At 58.9% G+C, this 26,679-nt stretch carries 24 protein-coding genes and 1 pseudogene; 7 read left to right on the top strand and 18 right to left on the bottom strand.

The window, feature by feature from the left end:
- The first annotated feature begins 91 nt into the window (after window positions 1-91).
- Both ACI514_RS12545 and ACI514_RS12540 read left to right on the top strand, forming a co-directional pair.
- Entirely contained in the window at window positions 92-1,219 is a 1,128-nt protein-coding gene (locus ACI514_RS12545) for a saccharopine dehydrogenase family protein (RefSeq protein WP_405123951.1), read from the top strand.
- A gap of 1 nt (window position 1,220) precedes the next feature.
- Window positions 1,221-1,712, top strand: a complete 492-nt coding sequence (locus ACI514_RS12540) for a DUF2269 family protein (protein WP_405123950.1) — start codon at window positions 1,221-1,223, stop codon at window positions 1,710-1,712.
- Here ACI514_RS12540 and ACI514_RS12535 read toward each other — a convergent pair.
- The 7 genes and pseudogenes from ACI514_RS12535 to ACI514_RS12505 all read right to left on the bottom strand — a co-directional run bounded on the left by ACI514_RS12535 (window position 1,696) and on the right by ACI514_RS12505 (window position 8,697).
- Window positions 1,696-2,163 carry a thiol-disulfide oxidoreductase DCC family protein gene (locus ACI514_RS12535; protein WP_405123949.1) on the bottom strand — a complete coding sequence of 156 codons (468 nt, stop codon included), beginning with the start codon at window positions 2,161-2,163 and terminating at the stop codon, window positions 1,696-1,698. The two genes, ACI514_RS12540 and ACI514_RS12535, sit on opposite strands and share 17 nt — an antisense overlap.
- Window positions 2,164-2,264: 101 nt before the next feature.
- Window positions 2,265-2,824 (bottom strand): annotated as a pseudogene (locus ACI514_RS12530) (nucleotidyltransferase family protein).
- 213 nt (window positions 2,825-3,037) lie between these two features.
- On the bottom strand, window positions 3,038-3,550 hold the full coding sequence (locus tag ACI514_RS12525; RefSeq protein ID WP_405123948.1) for a hypothetical protein: 513 nt from the start codon (window positions 3,548-3,550) through the stop codon (window positions 3,038-3,040).
- An 84-nt stretch (window positions 3,551-3,634) separates the two neighbouring features.
- Complete coding sequence (locus ACI514_RS12520; protein ID WP_405123947.1) at window positions 3,635-4,930, bottom strand: OmpP1/FadL family transporter; 1,296 nt, start codon at window positions 4,928-4,930, stop codon at window positions 3,635-3,637.
- Window positions 4,931-5,032: 102 nt separating this feature from the next.
- Window positions 5,033-5,701: a DUF3313 domain-containing protein gene (locus ACI514_RS12515; protein ID WP_405123946.1), complete on the bottom strand. Its 669-nt coding sequence runs from the start codon at window positions 5,699-5,701 to the stop codon at window positions 5,033-5,035.
- 92 nt (window positions 5,702-5,793) lie between these two features.
- A complete protein-coding gene (locus ACI514_RS12510) occupies window positions 5,794-7,824 on the bottom strand; it encodes an alkyl/aryl-sulfatase (RefSeq protein WP_405123945.1) in 2,031 nt (676 codons plus the stop codon).
- Between the two features lie 510 nt (window positions 7,825-8,334).
- Entirely contained in the window at window positions 8,335-8,697 is a 363-nt protein-coding gene (locus ACI514_RS12505) for a DUF6124 family protein (RefSeq protein WP_405123944.1), read from the bottom strand.
- A gap of 493 nt (window positions 8,698-9,190) precedes the next feature.
- On the opposite strand from ACI514_RS12505, the gene ACI514_RS12500 reads away from it, so the two are divergent.
- Window positions 9,191-9,382: a hypothetical protein gene (locus tag ACI514_RS12500; RefSeq protein WP_405123943.1), complete on the top strand. Its 192-nt coding sequence runs from the start codon at window positions 9,191-9,193 to the stop codon at window positions 9,380-9,382.
- Between the two features lie 371 nt (window positions 9,383-9,753).
- Here the strand turns inward: ACI514_RS12500 and ACI514_RS12495 are convergent, their stop codons facing one another.
- Both ACI514_RS12495 and ACI514_RS12490 read right to left on the bottom strand, forming a co-directional pair.
- Entirely contained in the window at window positions 9,754-9,972 is a 219-nt protein-coding gene (locus ACI514_RS12495) for a hypothetical protein (RefSeq protein WP_007916145.1), read from the bottom strand.
- A gap of 226 nt (window positions 9,973-10,198) precedes the next feature.
- The gene (locus ACI514_RS12490) at window positions 10,199-10,561 is read right to left on the bottom strand and encodes a DUF6124 family protein (protein WP_405123942.1); all 363 of its coding nucleotides are present in this window, start codon (window positions 10,559-10,561) and stop codon (window positions 10,199-10,201) included.
- Window positions 10,562-11,047: 486 nt separating this feature from the next.
- Here ACI514_RS12490 and ACI514_RS12485 point away from each other — a divergent pair, with 486 nt between their 5' ends.
- The gene (locus ACI514_RS12485) at window positions 11,048-12,058 is read left to right on the top strand and encodes an NAD(P)-dependent oxidoreductase (RefSeq protein ID WP_405123941.1); all 1,011 of its coding nucleotides are present in this window, start codon (window positions 11,048-11,050) and stop codon (window positions 12,056-12,058) included.
- Between the two features lie 80 nt (window positions 12,059-12,138).
- Here ACI514_RS12485 and ACI514_RS12480 read toward each other — a convergent pair whose 3' ends face one another.
- On the bottom strand, window positions 12,139-12,531 hold the full coding sequence (locus ACI514_RS12480; RefSeq protein ID WP_405123940.1) for a GFA family protein: 393 nt from the start codon (window positions 12,529-12,531) through the stop codon (window positions 12,139-12,141).
- 2 nt (window positions 12,532-12,533) lie between these two features.
- Complete coding sequence (locus ACI514_RS12475; protein WP_016984867.1) at window positions 12,534-12,782, bottom strand: DUF6555 family protein; 249 nt, start codon at window positions 12,780-12,782, stop codon at window positions 12,534-12,536.
- 194 nt (window positions 12,783-12,976) lie between these two features.
- On the opposite strand from ACI514_RS12475, the gene ACI514_RS12470 reads away from it, so the two are divergent.
- A complete protein-coding gene (locus ACI514_RS12470; protein WP_160057587.1) occupies window positions 12,977-13,411 on the top strand; it encodes a DNA methylase in 435 nt (144 codons plus the stop codon).
- Between the two features lie 47 nt (window positions 13,412-13,458).
- Here the strand turns inward: ACI514_RS12470 and ACI514_RS12465 are convergent, their stop codons facing one another.
- From ACI514_RS12465 to ACI514_RS12435, 7 genes are all read right to left on the bottom strand, one after another.
- Window positions 13,459-13,935 carry a short chain dehydrogenase gene (locus ACI514_RS12465; protein ID WP_405123939.1) on the bottom strand — a complete coding sequence of 159 codons (477 nt, stop codon included), beginning with the start codon at window positions 13,933-13,935 and terminating at the stop codon, window positions 13,459-13,461.
- A gap of 148 nt (window positions 13,936-14,083) precedes the next feature.
- Complete coding sequence (locus tag ACI514_RS12460; RefSeq protein WP_160060081.1) at window positions 14,084-14,539, bottom strand: GNAT family N-acetyltransferase; 456 nt, start codon at window positions 14,537-14,539, stop codon at window positions 14,084-14,086.
- Window positions 14,540-14,631: 92 nt separating this feature from the next.
- Window positions 14,632-15,981, bottom strand: a complete 1,350-nt coding sequence (locus ACI514_RS12455; RefSeq protein WP_160057589.1) for a PBS lyase — start codon at window positions 15,979-15,981, stop codon at window positions 14,632-14,634.
- A 205-nt stretch (window positions 15,982-16,186) separates the two neighbouring features.
- On the bottom strand, window positions 16,187-17,116 hold the full coding sequence (locus ACI514_RS12450) for an MBL fold metallo-hydrolase (protein WP_160057590.1): 930 nt from the start codon (window positions 17,114-17,116) through the stop codon (window positions 16,187-16,189).
- Window positions 17,117-17,169: 53 nt separating this feature from the next.
- Complete coding sequence (locus tag ACI514_RS12445; RefSeq protein WP_160057591.1) at window positions 17,170-18,372, bottom strand: NAD(P)/FAD-dependent oxidoreductase; 1,203 nt, start codon at window positions 18,370-18,372, stop codon at window positions 17,170-17,172.
- A gap of 296 nt (window positions 18,373-18,668) precedes the next feature.
- Window positions 18,669-19,040, bottom strand: coding sequence for a response regulator transcription factor (locus ACI514_RS12440; protein WP_160057592.1), 372 nt, complete (start codon window positions 19,038-19,040; stop codon window positions 18,669-18,671).
- A gap of 130 nt (window positions 19,041-19,170) precedes the next feature.
- Entirely contained in the window at window positions 19,171-20,187 is a 1,017-nt protein-coding gene (locus ACI514_RS12435; protein ID WP_405123938.1) for a GlxA family transcriptional regulator, read from the bottom strand.
- A 200-nt stretch (window positions 20,188-20,387) separates the two neighbouring features.
- Between ACI514_RS12435 and ACI514_RS12430 the strand changes: the two genes are divergently transcribed.
- Entirely contained in the window at window positions 20,388-21,065 is a 678-nt protein-coding gene (locus ACI514_RS12430; RefSeq protein WP_405123937.1) for a response regulator transcription factor, read from the top strand.
- Window positions 21,066-21,136: 71 nt separating this feature from the next.
- A complete protein-coding gene (locus ACI514_RS12425; RefSeq protein ID WP_160057595.1) occupies window positions 21,137-26,617 on the top strand; it encodes an AAA family ATPase in 5,481 nt (1,826 codons plus the stop codon).
- The last annotated feature ends 62 nt before the right edge of the window (window positions 26,618-26,679 follow it).

The raw sequence follows: 26,679 nt of genomic DNA, 5'->3' as shown, positions 1-26,679 counted from the left end.
CCTGAGCGATCGCTTTGATCTGAATGGCTTGCCGACGTTCGGCCCTATATCCTGCACGCCTGTGTGATGGAATGACTTAGGGAAGAATTGCATGCCGTTCAGGGTGATGGTGGTCGGTGGTTACGGAAATTTCGGCAGCATCGTGTGCCGGCATCTGGCGTTGATGCCGCAGATCGGCCTGGTACTCTCCGGCCGTGATCCGCAAAAATTGCAGCGCAAAGTCGATGAACTGAATGGTCAATCGGGCAATGTCTGCGAAGGCTGGTGCGGCGATGCCATGGGCGCCGATTTCAAAGACGCATTGCGGGCGCTGAACATTCAGTTGGTCGTCCACACCGGCGGGCCGTTTCAGGGGCAATCCTATGCCGTCGCCGAGAGCTGCATCGACGCGGGCGTGAACTACTGCGATCTGGCCGACTGCCGAACTTTCGTCAATGGCATCGACGTGCTCGATGCGCGGGCGAAACTGGCCGGCGTGGCGATTCTCAGCGGTTGCAGTTCGGTCCCAACGCTGTCGTCGGCAATCATCGATGAACAGCGCCAGCGCTTTTCCCGCATCGACTCGATCGAACACGGCATTTCCTCATCGGCGAAAATGCCGGGGCTGTCGACCATCGAAGGCGTACTCGCCTATGCCGGCAAGCCGATCAAACAGCTGAAGAACGGCAAGGTGCATGAAGTGTCCGGCTGGCTGGACCTGACCTTGCGCAAAATGCCGCAGATGGGCACCCGGCTGCTGGCCAACGTCGATGTCCCGGACATGGACATCTTCGCCAGCCGTTATGGCGCGCAGACCCTGAAGTTCAAGGCCGGCGCCGGGCTGAAACTCGGCGGCATCGCCAACGGCTTGCTGGCGCAGGCTCTCAAGGTGGGGCTGGTGCGCGACCATGCGCTGTGGGCCGGCAGACTGCATCGACTGGGCCTGCGCTTCGAGCGTTTCGGCGATGGCAAAAGCGCGATGTACATCGACGTTCGGGGCCTTGGGTTTGACGGCAAACCGCTGTCGATGACCGCGCAACTCACCGCCCTGAACGACAAAGGCCCGGAAATCCCCAGCTGCGCCGCCGTCGCCCTGGCAACAAAAATGGCTTCGGGCTACGTACCGGCCGCCGGCGCCCGACCGTGCGTGGGCGAAATCAGCGTCGCCGAGTACATGGCCGCGATCAACGACCCGGCCAACCTGAGTCTGGTCGTGAACTTCTCGGACGGGCAGCGCTGACATGCTCTACCTGTGCCTGAAATACCTGCACATCATCGCCGCGATTTTTTTGTTCGGTTTCGGCATGGGCTCCTACCTCTACCTGATCGCCGCCAGCCGCACGCGCAACCCGCAAGTGATCGCCCACGTCGCGCGCATGGTCGTCGGCTTCGACACGTGGATCACCACGCCGGCCGGTTTCGTGCAGATCATCACCGGTTATCTGCTGATGCGGCTTTCTGGGCTGAGCATGAGTACCGAGTGGGTGCTGATGTCGCTGATCATCTTCTTCTGCGTCGGCTCGCTGTGGTTGCCGGTGCTGCTGTTGCAGAAACGCCTGTGCGTGATGGCGGCGAGTGCGAACGAAGTGGGCGCGGCGCTGGATGAGCAGTATCAAGCCGTGTACCGGAAATGGTTCTGGATGGGCGTGATGGGTTTTGCCGGAATGTTTGTCATCGTGCTGATGATGGTCACGAAGATGACGCCGGTGCAGTTGTTCAGCTTTCTGGTGTAGGTGCTGCGGCTTTCAGGAAGCGCTGTTCATGGTCCGGAGTGGGTAGCAGGCAGGTGTCGTATTTACCGAACAGGCGATAGCGGTTTAGCGCGATACGGTCGTAGGCCCAGTCGCGCAGGCTGCGGGGGAAAACGCGCAGCAACTGCAACGGTTGCCAGCGGGCGGGTAATTGGCGGATGACTTCGAAGAAGGCGTCGGAACGTTCCCAGTAGTGGCGGTCGCGGATGACGGCCATGGTGTCGAATTGGTCGATGGGGAGGCCGGCCCATGCCAGAAGCTCCTGACCCTCGGGGGATTGCACGGCGGCCAGACGTACGCGGTGTTGGTGGTCGTGGCGGATCAGGAAGCGTGCCCAGCCGTTGCAGAGTTTGCAGACGCCGTCGAACAGGACCACGGATTCGCCGGGATTGAGGAGCGGGGCGGCGGTAGGGCGGGTTTTTGAGGTGGGCATGGGGTTGGGTTCGGGAGAGTCTGGAATGTTGCGATCATAGCCTTAGAAGTTGCTGTCTGCGAATGGCCGTACCTGGCAAGAACCGGCGGGGGGGGGGGAACTCATCGCTCCGTGACAAACATCAAGTCGGGCCAAGTCTCACGCCACGCTTTGGCTCGAATGCGGTCCAGAAACATGGCATGTTTTTCGATTCTGAATCGCTCTGTTGGCCGCACCACCAGCGAGAACAGATCTTCCAGCCCGAACGGCGCCAAAACCTCTATCTCATCGTGATGATCAAGTCTGGCAGCGACGGCGGTTGCGGTTTCGGGCCAATAGGTCATTGCATCGGCAGCGGAGCGATAGGGAGCATCGGCGTTGCGCAAGTGCATTCGAGCCTGATTTTTTACAGACCAGTTCAATTCGCTACAGAGGCTCGATAGTGTGCCTTCCAGTGTCGAATCGGTTGCGCACTGGCACGTGCCGGGTCGAACCAGATGATATCGATATCTGCGCGCAGCGCTGAAGACTGGCGCTGATGCAGATGATCCCACACCAGGCTGCGCACGAAGCCGGCGCCAATCCAGCAGTCCGGCAAGTTCAGATCGCGAGCTATGCGCAGGATTTTCATCCTTACAGGATTCTGAGTGAGCAGGGTTTTTAGCTGTGCTTCGTGCTGCATTGGGGTTTTCTCATTGCGCTTGGTCATTTGATCTTGTCAAAGGTAGCCACAATCGTGCCATTCGATGAATGCTTTCGACTGTTTTTGGCCAGAAGCGGATCGTCGTGAATGTCCGCTTTCGGCCAAAAGCAGACGTTCGATCTCGACTTATAGCTACCCAAAGCGTTCGCCCCGAGTGGTCGCGGATCCTTGATTCGTAAACAGTTCGGCACTCTAGCGTTGTATAGGCGGAAGCGGCCCGACGAACATAACCTTTAGCCGATCCTTTCCGATTACACGCGCTAACTCTGCGATAACGCAATACATGAATATCAGCGTGATGAGCAAAATCTGCACCGCCCAAAAACGAGGCCAGTTCATCGAAGCCCATAACAGGGAGTTCGCTTCCATGAGGTTCGGGGCTTCTTTCCAGTAGTCGTAGAGCCGCTCCAGATAGTGGACGATCAGCGCCACCAATGCATACATGAGTGTCTTCCAGATAATATTCCAGAGCAGCGGCTTATCGGGGAAACGGTTGATGAAGGGCAGCATATCCGCGACCAAGACAGACTTTCCGAGTATGAGGGCCGCAATCAGCACCGAGGCTGAAACCGGAAGATCGACCCCAGACCCTTTGATCATAAGTGAACGAATCAATGCGACTATATGCAAGATAACGAAAAAGAAGATGGTGGGTGGAAGCACTTTCAGGAATTCATGTTTGACCTTTTTCATCACAGCGCTCATTTCGACGTCCTTTGGAAGTCAATAAATCCGCTTTGCACCAAGACAAAAAGTGTTCAAACACTCAAGGCATGGTTTTGATCGTCCTCAGAACCGCCACGTCGCACCACCACCGATGATGTGCAACGCGGCGTTCTTATAGGTGCCCGATAAGGTGGTGTCCGAACGTGACTTGGTCTGATCCACATCCATGTCGCCTAGCCACACAAGTGTGTAAGCCGCATGTAAGTCCAGTCCGTCGTCGATCTGGTAATTGATCCCGGTCGCAACACGCCAAGCGTCGCCCATCGGGTTATCGACGGTTCGGTCTTTATCCTCCACGGCCGAACTGTCATAGCCTAGGCCCACGCTCCAACGCAGGCGCGGCGTGGCCTGATACTGGGTACCGATCGAGGCGTGCCAAGTGTCTTTGTACTGGCGGTTGGCAGTTCGACTGACGTCGGCGGCATTGGCGTCGACCTCCACGCCGATTTCGCCGAACTCACTCCAGTCCTGCCAACCGAGGCTGCCCAGAAGTTTCCATTGTGGATCAAGGTCGTGGGCAATACTGAGCAGCACGGTTTGCGGCACCGACATGTCCAGTTCCAGTGAGTCGACATCCAAGCGCCGTAAAGCGGCATTGATGATCGGATTGTCGACTTTGCGCACGCTGGGACTGTCCTTGAATTCCAAATCGATCTTGCTGGTGTAAGCCAGGCCAATCTGCGTGCGTTCGCTCAAGCGATAGAGCAGGCCAAGATTGATGCCGGCACCGACGTCGGTGTCCTTGTATTCGAGTTGACCATCTGGACTGTCGCGCAGTCCGAGCAGGTTATTGTTGATCGCCGTTTCATTGCGGTAATAGGCGTACATGATGCGTGGGCCGATGCCAATGGACAGATCATCTGTGAACTTGTGCGCTAATGTCGGCTGGAATGACACACCAATGATCGCCGCTTCCTGGTTGAAGTAGCGGCCAGCCCAATCGTCATCGTAATCCAGAGCCAGACCGAAGTTACCGTACATGCCAAAGCCGATGGCCGAACGATCGTCGATCTGGTGGCTGACGAAGAAACTGGCGCCCGGCAAATAATGCAGGGCGTTGCCGCCTTCGTTGCCATTGAATTGGTTGTTGCTGTCACGAGAGAACCGCATGTCACCGAGGATCAACTGCCCATTGGCGCTGATCTGGGTGCCCTTTAGCTCTGTAAGGCCGGCGGGGTTGCTCATGAGTACGCTAGGATCGGTGGCCATTGCGGCGGCCCCGGCATTGGCAAGGCCGTTACCTTCTTGACCAGCCTCGTAAATCAGAATGCCCCCAGCCCACGTATTGCCGGCGAGCAAGCCCAGGCTGAGTGCCAAGAAAGAAACCTGGAAACGGCGAGCGTAGCGGCTTGTGTGCATGACGCGTCCTCTGCGAAACCTTGACCCAAACGCTTTTCGTTAGAACGGCCACCTGCGTGACACCAGTCTTGGCAGGTTCAGGTCAGGTGGCCGTAGTTGGCGCTATTTCTTCAACTGCTCATAAGACTTGACCATGTCCCGTGCCCAGACATCGAGCACTGCTTTGAAGTCTTTGGCCTCCAGAACCTGCGCGGAGTTGTCGAGATCAGCACCTGCGCCCTTGCGCACTACTTCGGCAACTAATCTGTTGTCACTTCCATCGAGAAACGCGGCTTCGGTCGCGAGGCTGGTGTCCTGATCACGAATGCCGGTGGCGGCACTGACACCAGCAGCCACCAAGGCAATCGGGATCACTTCATACGGACGCAGTCCCTTGGTCTTGGCACTGGCCGCGGTGATGGCCGGGCGTACCACCAGCACGCCCGGCCCAGGGCCGCTGGCGAGCGGAAGTGCGCTGGAAAACGCATTTTTCAAAGTCTGATCGTAGTACTGAGTGATGCCAATGAGGGTCTTTTGCGGGATTTTTGCGGTAGGTTGCGGCTTGGGAAAGAGCTGACTGGGTTCGACGTAAACGCTGGTGAATTCGCTGACATCGACTTTCGGATCAATCCAGCGCATGACAGCTGCACCGGAAGGCGATTTCTCCTCCTTCAGGACGCTGTAATCGCCGAGGAATCCGGAGTACTGCTCGGGGTCCACGTACTTGCTGGCACAGCCGGAAAGGGCCAACGACAGCACACACAACGGTACAGCGAGTGCTTTGAATCGCATGAGAACGCTCCATTGTCGACATATTGGGGTGACGCTGATCTGCGGCGGCATTTTGAACCGCTACCGCAGACCTACATCAACTGACTCGGTCGTTACGGCGTGACGATGTTGAACCAGAAATCAAAGTTATCCATATAGGACACCAGCTCCTCCAGCTTGCCCTTGGTTCCTTCTTCCTTGATATCACCTGAAGCCAGAGCATCTTTTAGCGTTGTTTCCTTTAGCACGATCTTGTTCAGCGTATCGCGGGTCAAACTGAGCGTCGCATCGGCGTCTTTTGCTGCCACGCCCTCCGTGTGGTTGAGCACGCCATTGACCATCTCCACAGAATATTTTTGCTTGAGATCGGTGAAATCAAAATTGAGCGATAGATGTTTATCTTCCGCTTTCGGGCCATTCAGACGCATGGCTAAGAAGTCGAAGAACAGATCCAGATCCATTGCCCGTACCGTATCCGGGCTGGCGGTATCGGGAGTTGGTAGCTTCATTACACCATCGCGCAACTCCTTGGCACCGGTGAGGTAGAAGTTACGCCACGGCCCGCTCTCGGCCTGGTAACCCAGCTGCTCCAGGGCATCCGCTTGCAGGTTCTTCGCCGCCTGGCTGCTCGGGTTGGCGAATACCGCATGGTTGACCACCTCGGCAACCCAGCGGAACTCACCTTTATCGTAATACTCCTTGGCTTTCTTCAGGAGCGCCTCTTCGCCGCCCATCATCTCCACGTAATGCTTGGCACCTTCTTCCGGTGGCAGTTCGTTCAGCGTGGCCGGGTTGCCGGTGAACCAACCCAGGTACAAAACATAGGTGGCTTTGACGTTGTGGTTCACCGATCCGTAATAGCCACGGTTGGAAAATTTGTTCGCGATCCCTTTCGGCAGTTTGAACTGCTCTGCGATCTCGACCATGGTGTAACCCTTGTTTGCCAGGCGCAGGGTTTCGTCATTGATATAACGATACATGTCGCGCTGGGAAGACAGTTGCTCGCGCACCTCTTTATTGCCCCAGACCGGCCAATGGTGCATGGCATACATCACCTGCACGTCATCGCCCCATAGCTTGAGTGTTTCGTTCAGGTACTTCGACCAGGCCAACGGGTCACGAATCTTGGCGCCCCGCAGGGAATAGGTGTTGTGCAACGTATGGGTGGAGTCTTCGGCGGTATTGAGGGCTTTCTTTTCCTTGATGTAATAGAGCATCTCGGCCGGCGCTTCACTGCCAGGCGCATACAGGAATTGATAGGTCAGGCCGTCAATTACATGGGACTCACCCGTGGTCTTGATGATGTCGGTGGGCGGGATCAGCGTCACCGTACCGGCCGAGGTAGTGGTACCCAAACCTGCGCCCAACTGACCGGTAGGTGAAGGCGGCAGCAGGTTGCCGTACTGGTAGCTGGCACGGCGGCTCATGGCGGTGCCGGCCATTACGTTTTCGGCCACGGCATGCTCAATGAAGCCTAGAGGCGCGTAGATCTTCACCTTGCCGGCTTTCACATCTTCTTCGTTAATCACGCCGCGTACACCACCGTAGTGGTCGATATGGCTGTGGGTATAGATCACGGCTACCACCGGTTTTTTCGGCCTATGCTGGTAGTAAAGATCGAGTGCGGCCTTGGCGGTTTCGGTGGAAATCAGCGGATCGAAAACAGTGATGCCGTCCTTGCCTTCGACGATGGTCATGTTCGACAGGTCATAGTTGCGAACCTGGTAAATACCTTCAGTCACCTCGAATAAGCCAGAGATGTTGATCAGCTGCGACTGCCGCCAGAGACTGGGGTTGGTCGTGTCCGGTGCTGCCTCGCCTTCCTTGATAAATCCGTATTTGGTTGGATCCCAGATTACATTCCCGGAGGCGCCTTTAATGACCGTCGACGGCAGGGGAGCAATGAATCCTTTATGCGCCAATTCAAAGGATGTCTTGTCGTTGAACGGCAACTCTTTGAGCAACGCATTGTTCGCCGCCTTGGTGGCTTCCGAGGCAGGCTTTGGCTTTTCCGCGTCAGCCGCGAGAGCTTGCGAAGCCAATGCTATGGCCGCTACCAACGATAAAGCGGCGCCAGCCAATTTCAAGGAACGCCATTCCCCTCCGGATTGACGTTGCACTGTCGGGTAAATTTCCAAGACCATCTTCTACGCTCCTTCATAGTAGGAATGCGCTAAGCCTAAAGCGCAAAGAACAAGCCCATTTGAAGGTAGTAGGAATTCGCAGTTGGCTAGGAAAAACTCGACCGATTTCAGAAATCAAGTGAAACAAATATTATCGTAAGTAATGACAAACTTAAGGTTTCGGGAAGTGAAAAGGTTTCGGATAAAGCTCCGAAAAGAATTATGAAATTCTAGGAAGATCAGCAGGTTGAAAATTAATTATACAAACAGAGGGGATTTGTCACGCATTCAAATCATTCGATAATTGCATTCCCAAACATTCCCTTTTACACGCTGTTATAAGGCGACGAGCGGTCATTCCGCTGCCATAGTTAACGACCATCAGGACGGTAGCAAATGGCCATACACGCGAGATTTTCTACATTAAAGCGCTCGGTCATGAATGTCCGCTTTTGGCCGAAAGCAGACACAAAATACAACCTTGATCCCTTTGTGACAGCAACCTGATCACCGCCACAAAAGGATTACCCCTCAATCCACCGGCACAACATTATCCAGCGCTCGATTCACCGCCAATTCCCCCAACATCACCACTTGCGCAATCCCCAGCGCAGTTTTGCGGTGGCATGGGTCCAGGAGGGCGGCGAAGTTGCAGAGCATTTCGGTGGCTGAACTAAGGGACTCGCTGGCGTTGACGAGTAGGGATTCGCTGTCGTAGTCGGCGTTGGCCAGAAACATGGGCGCGTGTTTCTGGTCGCTGCCCATGATGCGTTGGGTTGGCGTGAGGTAATAATCGAGGGCGCGCTCGGCGGCTTCGTGGAATTTCTTGGAGTTGGGGGATTCATACGGGGAGGCCGGATCTGTTTCCGGCGGGTTCGGCGTGATCTTGAACATGTTCTTCTTTTTCCTGTTATGTGGCCGCCGCACCGAGCTACTAAACAGGGGGTGGCAGCTGTACGCAGGTTAGTAGACCGGGGAAAAGAAGAAAGCCGGCGCGCCCGAGGGCGCCCTACGCACAGCCGCCATCGAGTGCAGGTACGTGAATACCTTTTGATGGACGCTTGTGCACTTTCATTTACCACGGGCTACTAAACCCGATCACTGGGAATCAGTGATGCGAACCAAGTTACCGGTGGCCCTTGAGGCGCACAAGCCGGCGGATTCTGGCGTAGTCGTAGGCAATGGCGCAAGACGTTGTAGCCTTAAGCAGGTAACGCGACGTGTCTTTTAAACAACCACGAAAAACTCCTAAACACGCCTCATCAACACGCCGTTCAAACTGACATTCGTCGGTCCATCCTCCAGCTCAGCCAATGGCTTGGAACCCCTCACGCCAAGGCACGCACCAACACTAAGTTGCAACCCAATAAGACGAGGAGGGATACCTATGTCAGTTCATCCAATTCTGTTTCTGGGCGGCTCCGGCGCCATCGGCCACCTTTCTACCAAAGCCTTGCGCGCCGCCCATCCCGACGTACCTTTACTGATCGGCGGCCGTGACCTGGCCAAGGCTCAGCAAGCCGCAGAAGAAATGGGCGGGGCGCAGGGCGTGGTCATTGATCCTGCTGCCGATCAGTAAAAAAGGGACAGATTTATTTTCAGAGAATAAATCTGTCCCATTTCTTCTTTTTGTTCTACATAGTCGTATTCGACCGGTAAATCGTTGAGATGCCATGAGAGTGCAGCTCTGATGTCGGTCAGCTATGGCACAGTCAGAAAATGTCCCAAACCAAACCACCTTTAGTTCGTCACTCAGCGGATGAGAACAAGGGACGGGGATATTTCTTGAAAGATAGTACTGGGCTTTTATTGGCAGAAAAGGAATGGCGGGAATTTCAGGATTTCGGAGAATGCGGGATTTATGCGAGCCATTCAAAGTGGGCGAGAGCGCTCGGCACGGAACCAAGCGCTCAGGGTAGGGCGGGGTACTTACTGCTCCACCCTGATGTTTCAGCCTTTGTTTGCGTTTAGCTTGCGCAGTTCTTCGTAGGTCGCCGACTGGACGAACCAGAAGCCGGAAATGATGCACCAGCACAGGGTGCCGGCCACGAAGATACCCAGCGCCGGGAGGAACCCGCTGGTGAAAATCGCGACGATAGCGACCAGCCAGATGAACGCCAGGGAGAGATAGAGGACGGTGTTGTTGACGCTGATGACGAAGTCTTTCACGGGGGCATATTCCTTGCGGGATGTAGAAAAATTCCCCCTCTCCGGGGGCGAGTGCATGCTATCACATTGCCTTCATGGTTCAAGGAAGGGGAACTCATCGCCGGGTGGAATGGGGACAGATTTATTTATCAGGCAGTCCGGTCGCTTCTGGCCGAAAGCAGACGCCCAATGCAATCTTGATCCCTTTGTGACAGCAGCCACACCACCGCCACAAAGGGATTACCCCTCAATCCACCGGCACAACATTATCCAGCGCTCGATTCACCGCCAATTCCCCCAGCATCACCACTTGCGCAATCCCCAGCGCAGTTTTGCGGTGGCCGGGGTCCAGGAGGGCGGCGAAGTTGCAGAGCATTTCGGTGGCTGAACTAAGGGATTCGCTGGCGTTGACGAGTAGGAATTCGCTGTCGTAGTCGGCGTTGGCCAGAAACATGGGCGCGTGTTTCTGGTCGCTGCCCATGATGCGTTGGGTTGGCGTGAGGTAGTAATCGAGGGCGCGTTCGGCGGCTTCGTTGAGTGTTCGGGAGTCTGGGAATTTGTAGGGGGAGACTGGATCGGTTTCTGGTGGGTTCGGCGTTGGTTTGAACATAGATGAAGCTCCATATGGGACTTAAGGAGCCATCACCTTCGCTACCAAACGAAAGGTGGTGGCCATACGAAGGTTGGTAGACCGGCCCATATGGAAAATCCGGCGCGCCCGAGGACGCCCTGCGCATGGCCACCATAAGACAAATGCTGAAAAAGCATCTGCGCACGGTGACGTTATGCGTTATATGGAAGCGGGCTACCAAACCCCATCACTGTTGTTCAGTGACCCGGAAACGATAAAACCTGCATCCCAGACGCACAAGCCGGCGGATTCTGGCGTAGTAGTAGGCAATGGCGCAAGACGTTGTAGCCTTGAGCCGGTAACGCGGCGTGTCTTTTAAACAGTGATGGAAAACTCGTAAACACGCCTCATCAACACGCCGTTCAAAAGGGCATGCGTCAATACTCAGATCATTGCGTTGGAACCCTCACGCCAAGGTACGCACCAACACTAAGTTGCAACCCAAAAAGACGAGGAAGGATACCCATGTCAGTTCATCCGATTTTGTTTCTGGGCGGATCCGGCGCCATCGGCCACCGTTCTGCCGAAGCGTTGCGTGCTGCCTATCCTGAGGTGCCGTTACTGATCGGCGGCCGCGACCTGGCCAAGGTTCAACAGGCTGCCGAGGAAATGGGCGGGGCGCAGGGCGTAGTCATTGATCCTGCTGCCGATGACCTGGGGTTGGGCGATCGCCCGGTCAGCGCTGTGGCGGTTTTCTACATGGATCATTCTCTTGCCGGGCTGCGTTTCGCGCAGAAGCGCAAGGTGCCGCACCTGAGCATTTCTTCTGGCGTGTTCGAGATTGCGCCGCAAATCGCCAATTTCATCCATCGACCTGGTGCGTCGCCCATTGTGTTGGGTTACGAATGGATGGTGGGCGCGACGACGGTGGCGGCGCTGCACATTGCTGAGGCGTTTTTCCGGGTGCGCGATATCCGCATTGATGCGCTGGTCGACGAGGAGGACGGCGGCGGGCCGACCGTGGCCAAGGATTTCGAGCACCTGAACAAGATGCTGCCCGCCGCCCTGACGCGGCGCGATGGCAATTACATCTGGCGTGAAGGTGAGGAGCAGAGCGTCAGCTTCCGTGCGCTGGACGGCACGTCGATGCAAGCCTCTGGCTTCTCGTCCATTGATGTTAGCGGGCTGGCTGCCGCTACCGACGCGCCAAATGTGCAGTTCAATCTGGCCAGCGGGGTCAGTTCTTCGCGGCGCGCGGGTCGGCCGATGTCGACTGAAATTCTCATCGAAATGGTCGGCGAGGATCGCCAGGGTCGGACGTTGCACACACGGCATGCCGTCGTTCACCCGGCAGGTGCCGCAGCGTTGACAGGGCTCAGCGTGGCCATGTTGCTGGAACGACTGCTCGGGCTGGATGGCAAGCCACCCACTCCGGCAGGTCTGTACTTTCCTTATCAGTTGCTGGAGGCCGGTGCTTATCTGGGGCGTCTGAGCAAGGAGGGCGGTGAGCTGGTTGAGCTGAAAGTGCTGCAGTAAGGCAGGTCGCTTTCGGCAATGCCGATCTTGCTTTTTGAACCGCTGGCGAGCCTCGATGTGCTCGCCAGCGGCCATTAGCCCTAGGGCGACTGCCAAGGCCCACCATCCGCCACCGGCACCTCACCCAGATCATAAGGATTGATCCCCTCAAGACACCCCACATTGAAACCAAACTCATGCGGATTGGTGCTGCGTCGATGATGGGTGTAAATGCCGCAGTTACCGCAGAAAAAATGCTCAGCCACTTGCTGGCCAAAGCTGTACTTCAACAACGCAGACTTACCGCGAATGACCTTCAAGTCCGTAGCCGGCACCGCTGCGACGATCGCGCCTCGGCGTTTGCAGAACGAACAGTCGCAGCGGTGGGGCGTGGGCAGGCCTTCGGGCAAGTGGATTTCGAGGATAACGGCGCCGCAGTGGCAACTCGCGCGGTGGTCACGGCGGATCAGCGTGTTGCCGATTTGTTTGAGCATGACTACGCCTCCATCCAGTCCACCGTTGCCGTTTCGCGCCATTTCACCTCGGTAATGCCGAACCGCTCGGCCTGGGGTTTGGAGATGACTTTCAACGGTGGCTTGCCAGGTTTGGGAATCGGCGCAATGCCGGCATCGCAGCTCGCCCAATGCCATGCGTCAGCATTGCGCATGGTTTTCGCGCGGATGACGAATGATTTTGGCTGGCCGTGAAGTTTGTATTCGATGACGAAGATGTCGACGTTGCTCATGAGTTCCTCCTTACGCTCATACGCAAATGAGTTTTGTCGACGAAAAAAATTCAAAGGATTTTCGCGGTTTGTTTCAGGCCGCTGGCAATTGTTTTGCTTTGAACGGTTGGAACCGGCGGTGGCCTAAAGATCGAGCGTCTGCCAGGCAGATACGCGGACGAACAGTCTCAACGAACTCACCCCCGGAGGTCCCGGTGAACAAGACGATCAGTGCCGAGGATCTGGATATTCTGCTCAAGCACAACGATGACGGTTCCCTGTTCAAATGGCTGCTTGCCAGTTTCCTGATGGGCAAGCGGATACAGGCCGAAATTGCCGCCGAAGCCTATCGGGTGATTGCCGATAAACACGGGCGCGATACACCGCGCAAGCTGGCTGCGTGCAGCCACCGTGAACTAGTCGCGATGCTCGGGGAGGCGCATTACGTGCGTTACGACGAGACCACCGCAGTGCGGCTGCACGCCTTGGCACGCAAACTTAACGATGAGTACTCGGGCAAGGTCAGCCATATGGTCGAGGCCAGCGCTGACCGCCAGGCGTTTGAGAAACGGCTGGCGGAGTTCGACGGCATCGGTCCGAAAACCGTGGAAATCTTCATGCGCGAAGCAAGCGCTGTACTTGGCTTTTGATCGCAGGCAGCAATCCAGTCACGGCCACTGCCGGGATCATTCGCAGGCTATCTGACTCGACGACCAGAACGATTGATCGCCAACAGGCACAGCCCGACCAGCAATGCAGCGCCTGCAACCAGGAGCGCCGAAGGTTGCATCGGTTGGCGCAAGCCTGCTGCTGTATGCCGCTGCGATATCGCCCGAGGTCGGGTTTCAATAGCTATTTCGTCAAGCGTCTGCAATGGCGTAATGACCTCTGCCTGAAACGGCATTTCCTCGATGCTCAGACGCAGGCCGTCTGTCAGCTCCAGTGTCCGTGCGGTGATAGTGCCGACGATTCTGTCCGGATAAACCGGTTCGCCATTGGGATCGAGTTGGTCATACAGGAAATTCTGCCCTTCGAGCCAGCCCACGGCCGTTTGCAACTCGGGGCCCAGGTAATACTTGCCGTCGAGGAAAAATCCAGCAAATTGCGGCGCGCGCTCGACGCTTTCAATGCGATAACGCTCACCCGGTTTCATACCGGTTTCAGGGGCAATCATGGTCAATCCCTCCGCTGTAGGTTCAGCAGTAGAGAACAAGGATCGACCGTCGTTCCATGTAAATGAGGAAAGGTAGCGGTTGTCCCGGAACGGACAGGCAAACGGTGAAAACAACTTCGTCCGGTGAAGGCCGGGCGAAGCAGCAGCGCTACAGGTCCAATGCTTTCGCCATGATGATCGTGCGCTCCGCCCCGTGGAACTCGTCGCGGATTTTCTGAAAGCCGAGCGAAGCGTAAAAGCCCTCCGCGGTGATTGAGGAGGGAACACGAAGCACCTCCACGCCTGCGTCGAGTGCGCTTGATTCAATCTGCGCCATCAGGTGTCTTCCAATGCCCTTGCCCTGATAGCGCGGGTCGACAAATACGCTGCGGACAACGTCCTTATCCATACTTGCCGTTGCGACGACTCGGCTGTCGATTGTTGCGACGAGTACCTGGCGTTCGGTCAACCATTGAAGGATCGCCTCAGGCGTAAAGTGTTGCGTCACTTGATTGATGATTTCCGGAGAATAATCCTGCGCATTGGACTCGCGCAGCGTGTGGGTGATGGTTCGACTGATGGCCGGCGCATCTGTATGCGTAGCCTTTCGAATCAGGTAATTGATCAAGCCAGCGCTCTCCCGATTTACGGCGTGGGTTGTTCGATCCGGTGCCTAATAGGCGATTCACAACGTCCGCGCTGATCAGTCCGGATCACTCAGGAGAGCAAACGCACACCCGAGCGGATCAGCCCCTTTGACGTCAATTCCCGAATCTTTTCCCGCAATGCGTCGCGCTCGGCCTTGGGCGTTATCGGATCGGCAGTCAGATACTGCCTGTCGCACCACGATTCGATTTGGCTGATCCAGTAATTCTGTCCGGCATGCCCCGTGTCGAGGCGGCTTAACAAGTAGCCGACTTGTTGCCAGGTCGGCAGCAGTTGGAAAATGGCGCTGCGCCGCGCCAACGGGAGTTCATGCCAGTCTTGATCAAGTTTGGCTTTCACTCCACGGATCAACAGCGGCCAGGACACTTTGTCCAGTCGCGCAATCACCACCGAAAAAACTTTATCCGACGGATCGTCGAGTGCCGCGAACAGTTCAGGCAATTGATCATCGCGAAGCAGGCGCGCTGCTGCCTGTCGCACGGTGACAAAAGCCGAGCGTAATGCGCGGGCATGCCAGTGCTCTGGCAACGTGTCAGCGAGTTCATTGGTCAGGCCGAGCACGCCCAGCCAGTGTTGTTTTGCTGTGGGCAAAGGTTGACTCAAGCGCTCGGCGAGGACCGTATGCGCCTCAACGTCGTTACGCGGTGCGGCCCACAGTGCCAGATTGCGCACCGCGGGTGACACATCCAATAAGGCTTCGCGCAGAACAGGTTTTGGATCGGCGAGGAGCGGGAGCAGCGCATACAGCACGAGCGCGCGGATTTTGGCGCCCGGGTGTGACATCGCTTCAAGCAGCAACGGCAGACGTTGTGCCGCCGGCAACATCGCACTCGCCGGCACTGCCATCAAGCGTACGGTCAACTCGCGATGCGCCAGAGCACTGCGCAGCAGGGTTTCGGGATTTTCAGGGTTTTCCAGCAACAGCGTAAACAGGTAGCGCGCGGTTTTACCCTGACGATGCAAGAAGTCGGCATACACCTCATCCCGGCATTCCGCCGATTGCAGCAGTGCGCGCACCGTCGACAGCGTCTGGCTGTGGTCGACCCGGCGTTGCGCTGCCAGTGCCATCAACGGTCCAAGGGCGGACAACCAAGCCTGAGTGTGGGCGGGCGACAAGTAGTGTTGCAGGCCTGCCGCCGCGAGGTCGCGCACCTGCGGGACCCAATCGTTCAGGCGTTCGATCAACACCGCCAATGCTTCGGCAGACGCTTGCCTGCACATTTCTCGCACAGCGACTTCACGAACAAAACCGTTGGCGTGATTACTTACGTCTGCCCATGTGCCGGTGCTGCCGACGTGAGCGAGTATTTCCAGCGCCTCGTTGCGTCGGTAGTCCTCATAAGTGGCAGGCTGTCCTTGCTTGCGTGCCAACCGGGTCAGCCAGTCTTGTGTGGTGTTCATCGGGCAGTGCGTCCTTGCGGGGGCAAATTGTTTTGCGCAAAAGCGTCAGCCTACGCGACTGGCGCCCGAGCACAAAATATCTTCGCTGCCATCCGGGCAGTGCGACGAGCCACGGCGCGTCGCCATAATTCAGGATGGATTGTCCATGGCCCAGACACACCTTCGCCCGACACAGGCCGGGCGAAGGTGCACAACGCAATCGCGATCAATAATCCCAGATCGCCGGAATCCAGCGAAACGCCTCGCCATTCACGGCAACACGGCCCACCGATGGAAACGGCAGGTGCGTGGCGACAAACAGTTCGCCACTGGCCGCAGCTTCCTGCAATAGCCGGACGCGCACGCGCACCGCTTCATTCGGGTCGTGCTCGAAGCCGTTGTGCCAGTCCGGGTGGTCGAAGGCCACCGGGAACAGGGCGTCGCCGGCGAAGGTCAGGCGTTCGTCGCCGGAGCTCACGTAGACCACGCAGTGGCCCGGGGTGTGGCCGCCGGTGAGTTTGGCGACGACGCCAGGGGCGACTTCGAACGTGTCTTCGAAGATCCGCAGTTTGCTTTGATATTGCTGGATGAACGCGTTGGCGGTGGAGCGCAATACATCCGGCACCGGTGCGGGCATGTCGGTATAAGTGAAGTCCGGCGAGGTCCAGAAGTCGACTTCGGTGGCGGTGACGTGGATGCGCACGTCGTCGCGCAGACGGTTTTTCACGGTGTCGACGAGCAGGCCGCCGATGTGGTCCATGTGCATGTGGGTGATTACGATGTCGGTGACATCGCGTAGGTCGATACCGGCCGCCGCGAGGCGTTTGGGAAATTGTCCGGCGCGGGGGAACCCGGGGAACTGCCCGCCGAGGCCGGCGTCGACGAGGATCACCTGTTCGCCGCTACGCACCACCAGCACGTTGAGTGCCCAGTCGAATGCGTCGGGGCCCAGATACATCTCCTTGAACCACGCAGCACGGGCTTCGGGATCGGCGTTGGTCGACATGGTCTGGGTCGGCAGCGGCAGGACGCCGTCGCTGATCACCATCACGTCGATGTCACCCAGGCGCAGCGCGTAGCGCGACGGCACCAGTTCTTCGGGCGGGGTTTGCAGGGTTGCGCTATTGGCGGTGAAGGAATCCAGATGCACGGTCATGGTGTTCTCCTTGTACTCAGGCAAGACATCGGTTCGAGGTTGAAGGGGGGCGATCAAGCCACCGGAATTGCCGGGTCGGCAGCGGCCAGCGCGGCGCTGCGCTCGGCGGCCGGCGGGTAGATCCACACGCTGTTGATTTGCGTCTTCAATTCTTTGGCTTCGGCTTTCACCAGTTTCAGTTGGCGATCCCAGCCCTCGGTGTACACGGCGCCCCAGGCACCCAGGTCAAGGCAGGTAACGTACTTCGGCTGACGGTAAGTGGTTGGCGCCACGCCGAGCAGATCGGCGACGGCGTTGTTGCCAGCGTGACGACCGAGGCTGATGGCGTGCTGGCAAGACATCACCGAGAAGTTACCGACGTCGTCGGTGGCGGCGCGGGCGACATCGCCGGCGGCGAATACGTGATCGAGACCTTGCACTTTGAGGTTGCCATCGACGTGCAGACGACCCTGGACGTCGCGTTCGGCGTTGAGCTGTTCAGTCAATGGACTGGCGCGGAAACCCACGGTCCAGATCACCGTGTTGCTTTCGATGTGGCGGCCATCGGCGAGAGTTACGCCGTTGGCATCCACGCCGGCGACCGAGGCGTCGACGATCCACTCAATGCCCAGTTCTTTCGAGGCTTCGATGATGGACGGGCGAATCCCGTCGCCCATGGTCGCGGCGATGTCTTTGCTGCGATCAACGATGATCACTCGAACGTCTTGACCCTCACCCAGAATGGCGCGCAAACGGGCCGGCATTTCGGTTGCGGTTTCGATCCCGGTGAAGCCTCCGCCGGCGATGACCACAGTGTTGCGGGCCTTGCTGGCCGGCTGACTGGCCAGCGAGATCAGGTGGCGTTCCAGCCGCGCCGAAGATTCGATCTGGTCAACGTCGAAGGCGTGTTCTTTCAGGCCCGGCACTGGCGGACGGGCCAGTTGGCTGCCGCTGGCCAGCACCAGGCGATCGTAAGAAAGTTCGCCCGGGCGACCGTTTTCATCGCGATAGCCGACGCGACGTGCCTGGCCGTCGATGCTTTCAGCGGTGCCTTTGACGAAGCGCACACCGACAGCGTCGAAAAGTGCGTCGAGCGGCGCATACATGCTGTGCACGTCGGGTTCGTAGAAACGCGGACGGATGCGAAGTTCGGCTTGCGGGGCGAGCAGAGTGATCTCCACGTCGTGACGGTCATGCATGTCCAGCAAACGCGCGGCGCTCAACGTGCTCCAGAGTCCGCCGAATCCTGCACCGATCACCAATAATTGCTGTTTCATAAAATGCTCCCTGACGCTGATGGTTGGATAAACCGAGTCGTGGTTTCGACTCTGGCGAGACGATCACTGGCCGCCGCAAACTGCTTGCCGTACTGCATGGCGCTTAGTCGCCCGCTGTCGAAAACAATGCTATGGCGTCGGGGCTGCGGGCGCAGTTGTCCATCGGTGTGCGTCGATTACGCATGCGTTGAGGGGAGGTATACGAAGGTATCGAACTGTTGGCGCTGCCGAAGGCGGCGATCTGTTGATCTTGCTTTTAAAGGGCAACAGCAAAAGATCGCAGCCTTCGGCAGCTCCTACGCGGGAGGTGTTTTATTCAGGGTTTGTTTGATATGGCTGAGCAAGTCATCAGCCTGGAAGGGCTTGGGCAGGCAAGCCACCACTCCGGGGACTCGGGTGTTCACGTCATCGGGATGAGCAGTGACGAAAATCACCGGAATGCGCCAGCCTTGCGCGTGCAATGCCTCATGGAGTTGCAGGCCGCTCATGCCGGGCATCTGGATATCGGAAATCAGGCAGTGCGTCTGCGAGGGGCCTGTTGATTGAAGAAACGCGCAGGCGCTGGAATAGCTCAGCACCCGGTAGCCACTGGCGCGCAGCAAGCTGTTCAGCGCACTGCGAATGGCCTCGTCGTCGTCAACCACTGCAATGACAACCGTGTTGTGCATAAGGCTCCCTGGCCGGATGGGCACGCGTTACGACTCCTGTCGTTCTTGCACCATACGCCGTCCGCACTGGCGCAAAACTATACCTAGGTATAGTCGGTCGAGACCCTTTAACTCTCAGCCGTTCGGGCCATCAGCCTTCACGGCTGAAGCGGCTGCGGTAATCACGCGGTGAAATCGACAGGTGCCGCTGAAAGCAGGCGCGCAGCCGCTCTTCGTCACCAAAGCCGCAGAGACGCGCGACCTTGTCGATGTTGTGCGCTGAGTTTTCCAGCAGACGCTTGGCCGCTTCGAGGCGGAACAATTCGATGGCTTTGGACGGCGTGCGGCCGGTGCTCTGTTTGTAGACCCGGGTGAAGTTGCGCAGGCTCATTCTGGCCTGCTCGGCGAGACGCTCCACACTCAGCTTGGGATCGCCGAGGTTGTCCATCAGCCACAGGTGCAGTGAGTCGAACAACGGACTTTCCTGCACTTGCGCTTGCAGCAGCGTGCTGTATTGCGCCTGACCACCGGGGCGCTTGAGGTACACCACCAGTTCGCGAGCGACCTGCAAGGCCACTTCGCGGCCGCCATCAGCCTCGACCAGCGCCAGCGCCAGATCGATACCGGCCGTGACCCCGGCCGATGTCCACACCGAACCTTGCTGGATGAAGATCGCATCGGCATCCACCTCGATTGCCGGGAAGCGCTCGCGCAACGTTTCGCACATGGCCCAATGCGTCGCGGCGCGACAGCCGTCGAGCAGGCCGGCCTTGGCCAGCAGGAATGCGCCGCTGCACACCGAGACCACGCGTTGCGCGCTTGGCGCCTTGCGACGCAGCCAGTCGGTCAGTTGACCATGCTCGTCGAGGGTCTGGCAGATGTCCGGTGCACCGGGGACGACGAGGGTGTCCAGCGTGGCAATGTCCAGATCGCGTAGCGCGCGGGTGTCCACGGCCAGACCTTCGACGGTGTACACCAAACCGCCGTCAAGGCTGGCGGTGTGCAGTTGATAACCGGGTTGACCGCGTTCGGCCAAGGCTTTGCTCGCCGCCCAGAACACCGTTTGTGCGCCGCTGAGGTCGAGCAGGCTCATGCGCGGGTAGGCAATGAACACCACGTCGCGTGATTGCGCGGCAGAAGTGCGAGGCTGTGGGAAGGCGCTGGACATCAAAATCTGCCTGTTCAATCGGCTGAAGTGGGGCGGAGGCGACATGGCCGATTTTCAGGGTTTTCTGGCCTGTCGGCAACGCGCGCCGACTGCTAGCCTGCTGCGCGACCGTTTGGCTGGCCTCTGGCTGCGTTTGCCATCATGGACTAGATTTATTCACCTGCACATCGTACGCGTTGCGATCTCGCCGAGGAGACAGCATGACCCTGTGGTCGCATTCCAGCCCCAGCCCCAGCGCCAACCCGCCGACGTTGCGCGAGCCAGTGGTTTATGTGGTCGACGACGACGCCTCGATGCGCCAGGCCCTCGACGGTTTGCTGCGCTCCATCGGCCTGCAGGTGCAGACCTTCGAAACCTCCCAGGATTTTCTCGCATCGGCCAAACGTGACGTGCCCGGTTGCCTGGTGCTCGATGTGCGCCTGCGCGGTGAAAGCGGTCTGACTTTACAGGAGCAGATGGAAAAGACCGGCGTGCGCATTCCCATTGTGTTCATGACCGGACACGGCGATATCGCCATGACCGTCAAGGCGATGAAGGCCGGCGCGGTGGACTTTCTCGCCAAGCCGTTTCGCGATCAGGACATGCTCGACGCCGTGGCCAGCGCGCTGGCCCGCGACAGTGCGCGGTTGCTTGCCGAGCAGTCTGGCGCGGTTATGCGCCAGGCCTACGAGACATTGACGGTGCGCGAACGTGAGGTGCTCAGTTTTGTCATTGTCGGGCTGATGAACAAACAGATCGCCGCGCAACTCAACCTCAGTGAAGTGACGGTGAAAGTTCATCGCGGCCAGATGATGAAGAAACTTTCGGCACGCTCGGTGGCGGATCTGGTGCGCATCGCCGAAGCCCTGGGCATCGAGCCGGCGCGGCGCAACGCTTGAACGGCGGTCTTCGCTAAAAATCGCGGGTCATCCACCGCGTGGCAGAAAACCCTTTGACGGTGTCGACACAGATGGCCAGCAAAAAACAGATTTTGTGGGACGACGGCGAGCGGGTGTTTACCCGCGAACGCGGCCAGGGGGAGGGCAGCCGCAATGTTCTGGTAATGCGCCCGACCCTCGCTCAGCCGCTGCCTGCGACCCTCGATCGACTGGCGCACGAATACAACCTCAAGGACGATCTCAACGGTGAATGGGCGCTGCAACCGCAAGCCCTTGAACGCGCAGGCGCAACCACGCGTCTGCTGTTCGACGACCCCGGCGGCGAGCCGCTGTCACGTTTATTGATCGCGCCGCTGGACACCGAAACCGGCCTGCTGCTGGCCATCAACATCGCCGTGGCGCTGGGCCGCCTGCACCAGTGCGGGCTGGTGCACAAAGACCTCAAGCCGCAACACATTCTGGTCAATTGCAGCGACGGCCAGACACGCCTGACCGGCTTCGGCCTCGCCTCACGTCTGCCCCGTGAACGACAGGCGCCGGAACCACCGGAAACCATCGCCGGCACCCTCGCGTACATGGCGCCGGAACAAACCGGGCGGATGAACCGCTCGATCGATTCGCGCAGTGATCTGTATGCCTTTGGCGTGACCCTTTATCAGATGCTCACCGGCTCACTGCCGTTCAGCGCCAATGAACCGATGGAATGGGTGCATTGCCACATCGCGCGGTTACCGATGCCGGCGTGCGAACGGGTGGCCACCGTGCCGGCGATGCTTTCGCGGGTGGTCATGAAGTTGCTCGCCAAGACCGCCGAAGAGCGCTATCAAACCGCAGCCGGCGTCGAGCATGACCTGCGTCGTTGCCTGAACGATTGGCAGCGCGCCCGGCACATCGAGACATTTACCCTGAACGAACAGGGCGCGATCGATCGCCTGCTGATCCCGGAGAAACTGTACGGGCGCGAGCGCGAAGTGCAAACGCTGATCGATGCGTTCGCACACGTGGTGCAGAGCCAATCGCCGAAACTGGTGCTGGTGTCCGGTTACTCAGGCATTGGCAAATCCTCGGTAGTCAGCGAGTTGCATAAAGTGCTGGTGCCGTCGCGGGGGCTGTTCGCCTCCGGCAAGTTCGATCAGTACAAGCGCGATATTCCCTATGCGACGCTGGTTCAAGCCTTTCAAGGGCTGGTGCGCACGCTGCTGGGCAAGCGCCGCGAAGTGCTCGTTGAATGGCGCGCGGCGCTGTTGCAGGCGCTGTCGCCGAACGCGCGGCTGATGACCGAATTGATCCCCGAACTGAAACTGATCATCGGCGATCCGCCAGCGGTGCCGGAGCTTGAACCGCAACAAGCGCAGCAGCGTTTCCTGCGGGTGTTGCAGCGCTTTATCAGCGTGTTTGCCCGACCGGAACACCCGTTGGCGCTGTTTCTTGATGACCTGCAATGGCTGGATGCGGCGACGCTGGATCTGCTCGAAGAGCTGCTGACCCGCGCAGAGGTTGGCCACCTGCTGCTGGTCGGCGCCTACCGCAATAACGAGGTCGATGCCGACCACCCGCTCAGCAGCAAACTCAAAGCCATTCGTAGTGCCGGCGCGCACATCGCCGAGATTCGCCTGACCCCGCTCGCGGGTGTGCACATCGAACAACTGATCGCCGAATCGTTGCGCTGTCCACCCGCGAGCATCGTCACGTTGGCGCGACTGGTGCTGGACAAGACCGGCGGCAATCCGTTTTTCGTCATCCAGTTCCTCCAAGCCCTCGCCGAGGAAGAACTGCTGATTTACGACCATCAGCTCAATCGTTGGCGCTGGGATCTTGAGCTGATCAACGGCAAAGGCTACACCGACAACGTTGTCGATCTGATGGTCGGCAAGCTTGCGCGTTTGCCGCTGGAAACCCGGCAGGCCCTGCAACAACTGGCGTGCCTGGGCAACGTCGCGCGGATCGACACCCTGGCCACCGTGCTCGATCTGTCCACGGCGCGCGTACACGCGGCGCTGTGGCCGGCGGTGCGCCAGGATCTGGTTGAACGTCTGGACGGCGCCTGTGCGTTTGCCCACGACCGTGTGCATGAGGCGGCTTACTCGCTGATCGCCGAAGCCGAACGTGCGCAGACGCATTTGCGCATCGGCCGGCTATTGGCGCTGCAAACGCCGGGCGAGGGGCGCGAAGAGGCGATCTTTGAAATCGTCGGCCAACTCAACCGTGGCACCAGCCTGATCAGCGCCCGGGCCGAGCGTGAACAACTGGCCGAATTCAATCTGCTCGCCGGTCAGCGCGCCAAGGCTTCGACCGCTTACACCTCAGCGCTGACCTACCTGGGCGCGGGTGCAACAGTGCTTGGCGCACAAGGCTTCGACAGCCGCCATGAGTTGGCGTTTGCCCTGGAGCTGAACCGCGCCGAGTGCGAATTTCTCACCGGGCAATTGGCACTGGCGGATGCCCGTTTGCAGGGTCTGGCCGAGCGCGCGGCAACCACCGTGGAGCGTGCGGCCGTGACGTGTTTGCACATGGATGTCTACCTGTTGCTCGATCGCAGCGACCGCGCGGTGGCAGTCTGCCTGGCCTATCTGCGTCAGGTTGGCATCGACTGGACGGCGCATCCGGACGATCAGCAAGTGCGCCGGGAATACCAGCAGATCTGGACGCAACTGGGTGAGCGCAGCATCGACCAATTGATCGACCTGCCGCTGATGGAAGATCCGGCCTCACTGGTGACGCTGGATGCGTTGAGCAAACTGTTGGCCCCGGCGTTGCAGTCCGATGCGAACCTCGCATGCCTGACCATCTGTAAAGCCGTCAGTCTGAGTCTGGAGCACGGCAATTGCGACGCCTCCTGCATGCTCTACGCCAACGTTGTGCGGGTCGCCGGGCGGCGCTTCGGTGACTACACCAGCGGTTACCGCTTTGGCCGTTTGGGCTGCGATCTGGTCGACCGCCGTGGCCTGACACGCTACGAGGCGAGCACGTATCTGTGTTTCTCGATTTTCGTGGTGCGCTGGATGCGCCCGGTGCGCGAGTGCCGTGAGTTGCTGCGCCGCGCGCTCAGCGCCGGCAACCGCAGCGGCGATTTGCCCTATGCAGCCTATGCCGGCAACAGCCTGATTTCCGACCTGCTGTTTATTGGCGAACCGCTGGCGGAAGTGCAGGTTCAAGCTGAGGCGGGGCTGGCTTATGCGCAGAAAATCCGCTTCGGGCTGGTGATCAGCTTCATGAGTTGCCAGCGGGCACTGATCCGCATGTTGCGCGGGCAGACTGCGCAGTTCGGTAGTTTCAACGATGAACAGTTCGATGAAGCGCGTTTCGAGGCGAACCTCGCCGCGCCTGATCTGGCGCTGGCTCGGGGCAAGTATTGGGTGCGCAAGTTGCAGGCGCGCTATCTGGCCGGGGATTACGCGGCGGCCGCTGACTGCGCGGCTCAAGCGCGGGAATTGATGTGGGTGATCTCCTCGTTTTTCGAGGAAGCCGAATACCATTTCTACGCCGCGCTGACATTGGCCGCCCACGGCGATGCCAATAGCCATCAACTGCAACGCTTGGCAGAACACCACGATCAACTGCAGACCTGGGCGCAACAGTGTGCCGAAACCTTCGCCAGTCACGTGGCACTGGTCGGCGCGGAAATCGCGCGGGTTGCGGGGCAACTGATCGAAGCAGAGTTGCTGTACGAACGGGCGATTCAATTGGCGGCGGATAACGGTTTCGTTCACATCGAGGCTTTGGCCAACGAACTGGCGGCGCGTTTCTACGGTGCTCGCGGTCTGGCGAAAATCGCCCGTGTCTACCTGCAAGATGCGCGCTACGGTTACTTGCGTTGGGGCGCCGATGGCAAGGTGCGACAACTGGAGCGACGGCACCGTTTTCTGCGCCAGGAAGACGCGCTGCCCAGCCCGACTGCGACCATCACCACTGCCGTCGAGCATCTGGATCTGGCCACGGTGCTCAAGGTTTCCCAAGCCGTGTCTGGCGAAATTGTTCTCGACCGGCTGATCGAAACGATCATGCGCACCGCCATCGAACAGGCCGGCGCCGAGCAGGGTGTGCTGATTCTTGCCGAAGGCGAGACGCCGTATATCGCCGCGCGCACCCGCATTGGCGACAGCAGCACATTACTTTGCAATGAACCGGTCAATGCGATGGCTTTGGCGGAGTCGGTGCTCTACCAGACCTTGCGCACCGGCGAAAATCTGTGTCTGGACGATGCCGTCGCCGATCCGGCATTCGCCGCTGACCCCTATATGCACCAGCACGGCGCCCGCTCGATCCTGTGCCTGCCGTTGATGAATCAGGGCCGGGTCGCCGGGGCGTTGTACCTGGAGAACAATCTGTCGGCGGGGGTGTTCAGCCCAGCGCGTATTGCCATTCTGCGGCTGGTCGCTTCACAAGCTGCCATCTCGCTGGACAACGCGCGGCTGTATCGCGACGTCGCCGAGCGTGAAGCGAAGATTCGCCGGCTGGTCGATGCCAACATCATCGGCATCATCGTCTGGAGTGTCGAAGGGGAAATCATCGAGGCCAACGACGCGTTCCTGCGCATGGTCGGCTACCAGCGCGATGATCTGCTCTCGGGAAACGTGCATTGGCGCGACATGACCCCGCCGGCTCGGCGCGCCGAAAGCGAAGCGGCGCTGGCGACGGCGATCCGCACCGGGCGCACTCAGCCGTTCGAAAAGGAATACATCCGCAAGGACGGCAGTTGCCTGCCGGTGATCGTCGGTCTGGCCGCGTTTGAAGCCAGTCAGCAACAGGGCGTGGCGTTCGTCCTCGACCTGAGCGAGCGCAAACAAGCGGAAGAACAAGTGCGCGAAGGCGAACGCCGCTATCGTCAGGTGCAAGCGGAACTGGCCCACGCCAACCGCGTGGCGACCATGGGCCAGCTTGCGGCGTCCATCGCTCACGAAGTCAACCAGCCGATCGCCGCCACCGTTACCAATGCCAACGCCGCGCTGCGCTGGCTCGGCGCACAACCGCCGAACACCGATGAAGTCGAGCAGGGCCTCAGGTGCATCATCAGCGATGGCAACCGCGCGGCCGACGTACTCGGCCGAATCCGCGCATTGATCCGCAAGACGCCGCCGCAACGGCAAGCGCTGGACCTCAATGCGGTGGTGGACGAAATGGTCGGGTTTACCCGTGGTGAGGCGACTCGATACGGGGCTGTGGTGTCCGTGCAACTGGCCAGCGACTTGCCGGCGGTATTGGCGGACCGGGTCGAGTTGCAACAGGTCCTGCTCAATCTGATCGTCAACGCCCTGGAGGCGATGGCTGTGAGGGAGGAGGGCGAGCGCCGGCTGTCCATCACCAGTGATTACGTCGGCGAAGACGTGCGGATCACGGTCAGTGACTCCGGGCCGGGGTTTGCCTGTGAGCGCGCGGAAGAAGTCTTCACCGCGTTCTACACCACCAAAGCCACCGGGCTGGGGATGGGGCTGTCGATCTGTCGCACGATCATTGAGGCGCATGGCGGACGCTTGTGGGCGGAGGCGAATGCGCCTTGTGGGGCGCGGGTTGTGTTTGCGTTGCCGAGTCATGAGGCATTGCAGCGAACATAGGTTGCAATGTGCGCACGGTGACCACTTGGTTTTCATCGTGAACACGTAGTTCTCGAATGTCG

Origin of the sequence: Pseudomonas sp. M20 (assembly GCF_045037865.1) — a bacterium.
Taxonomy (GTDB): Bacteria; Pseudomonadota; Gammaproteobacteria; order Pseudomonadales; family Pseudomonadaceae; genus Aquipseudomonas.
This window is presented reverse-complemented; position numbering and strand designations above follow the sequence as displayed.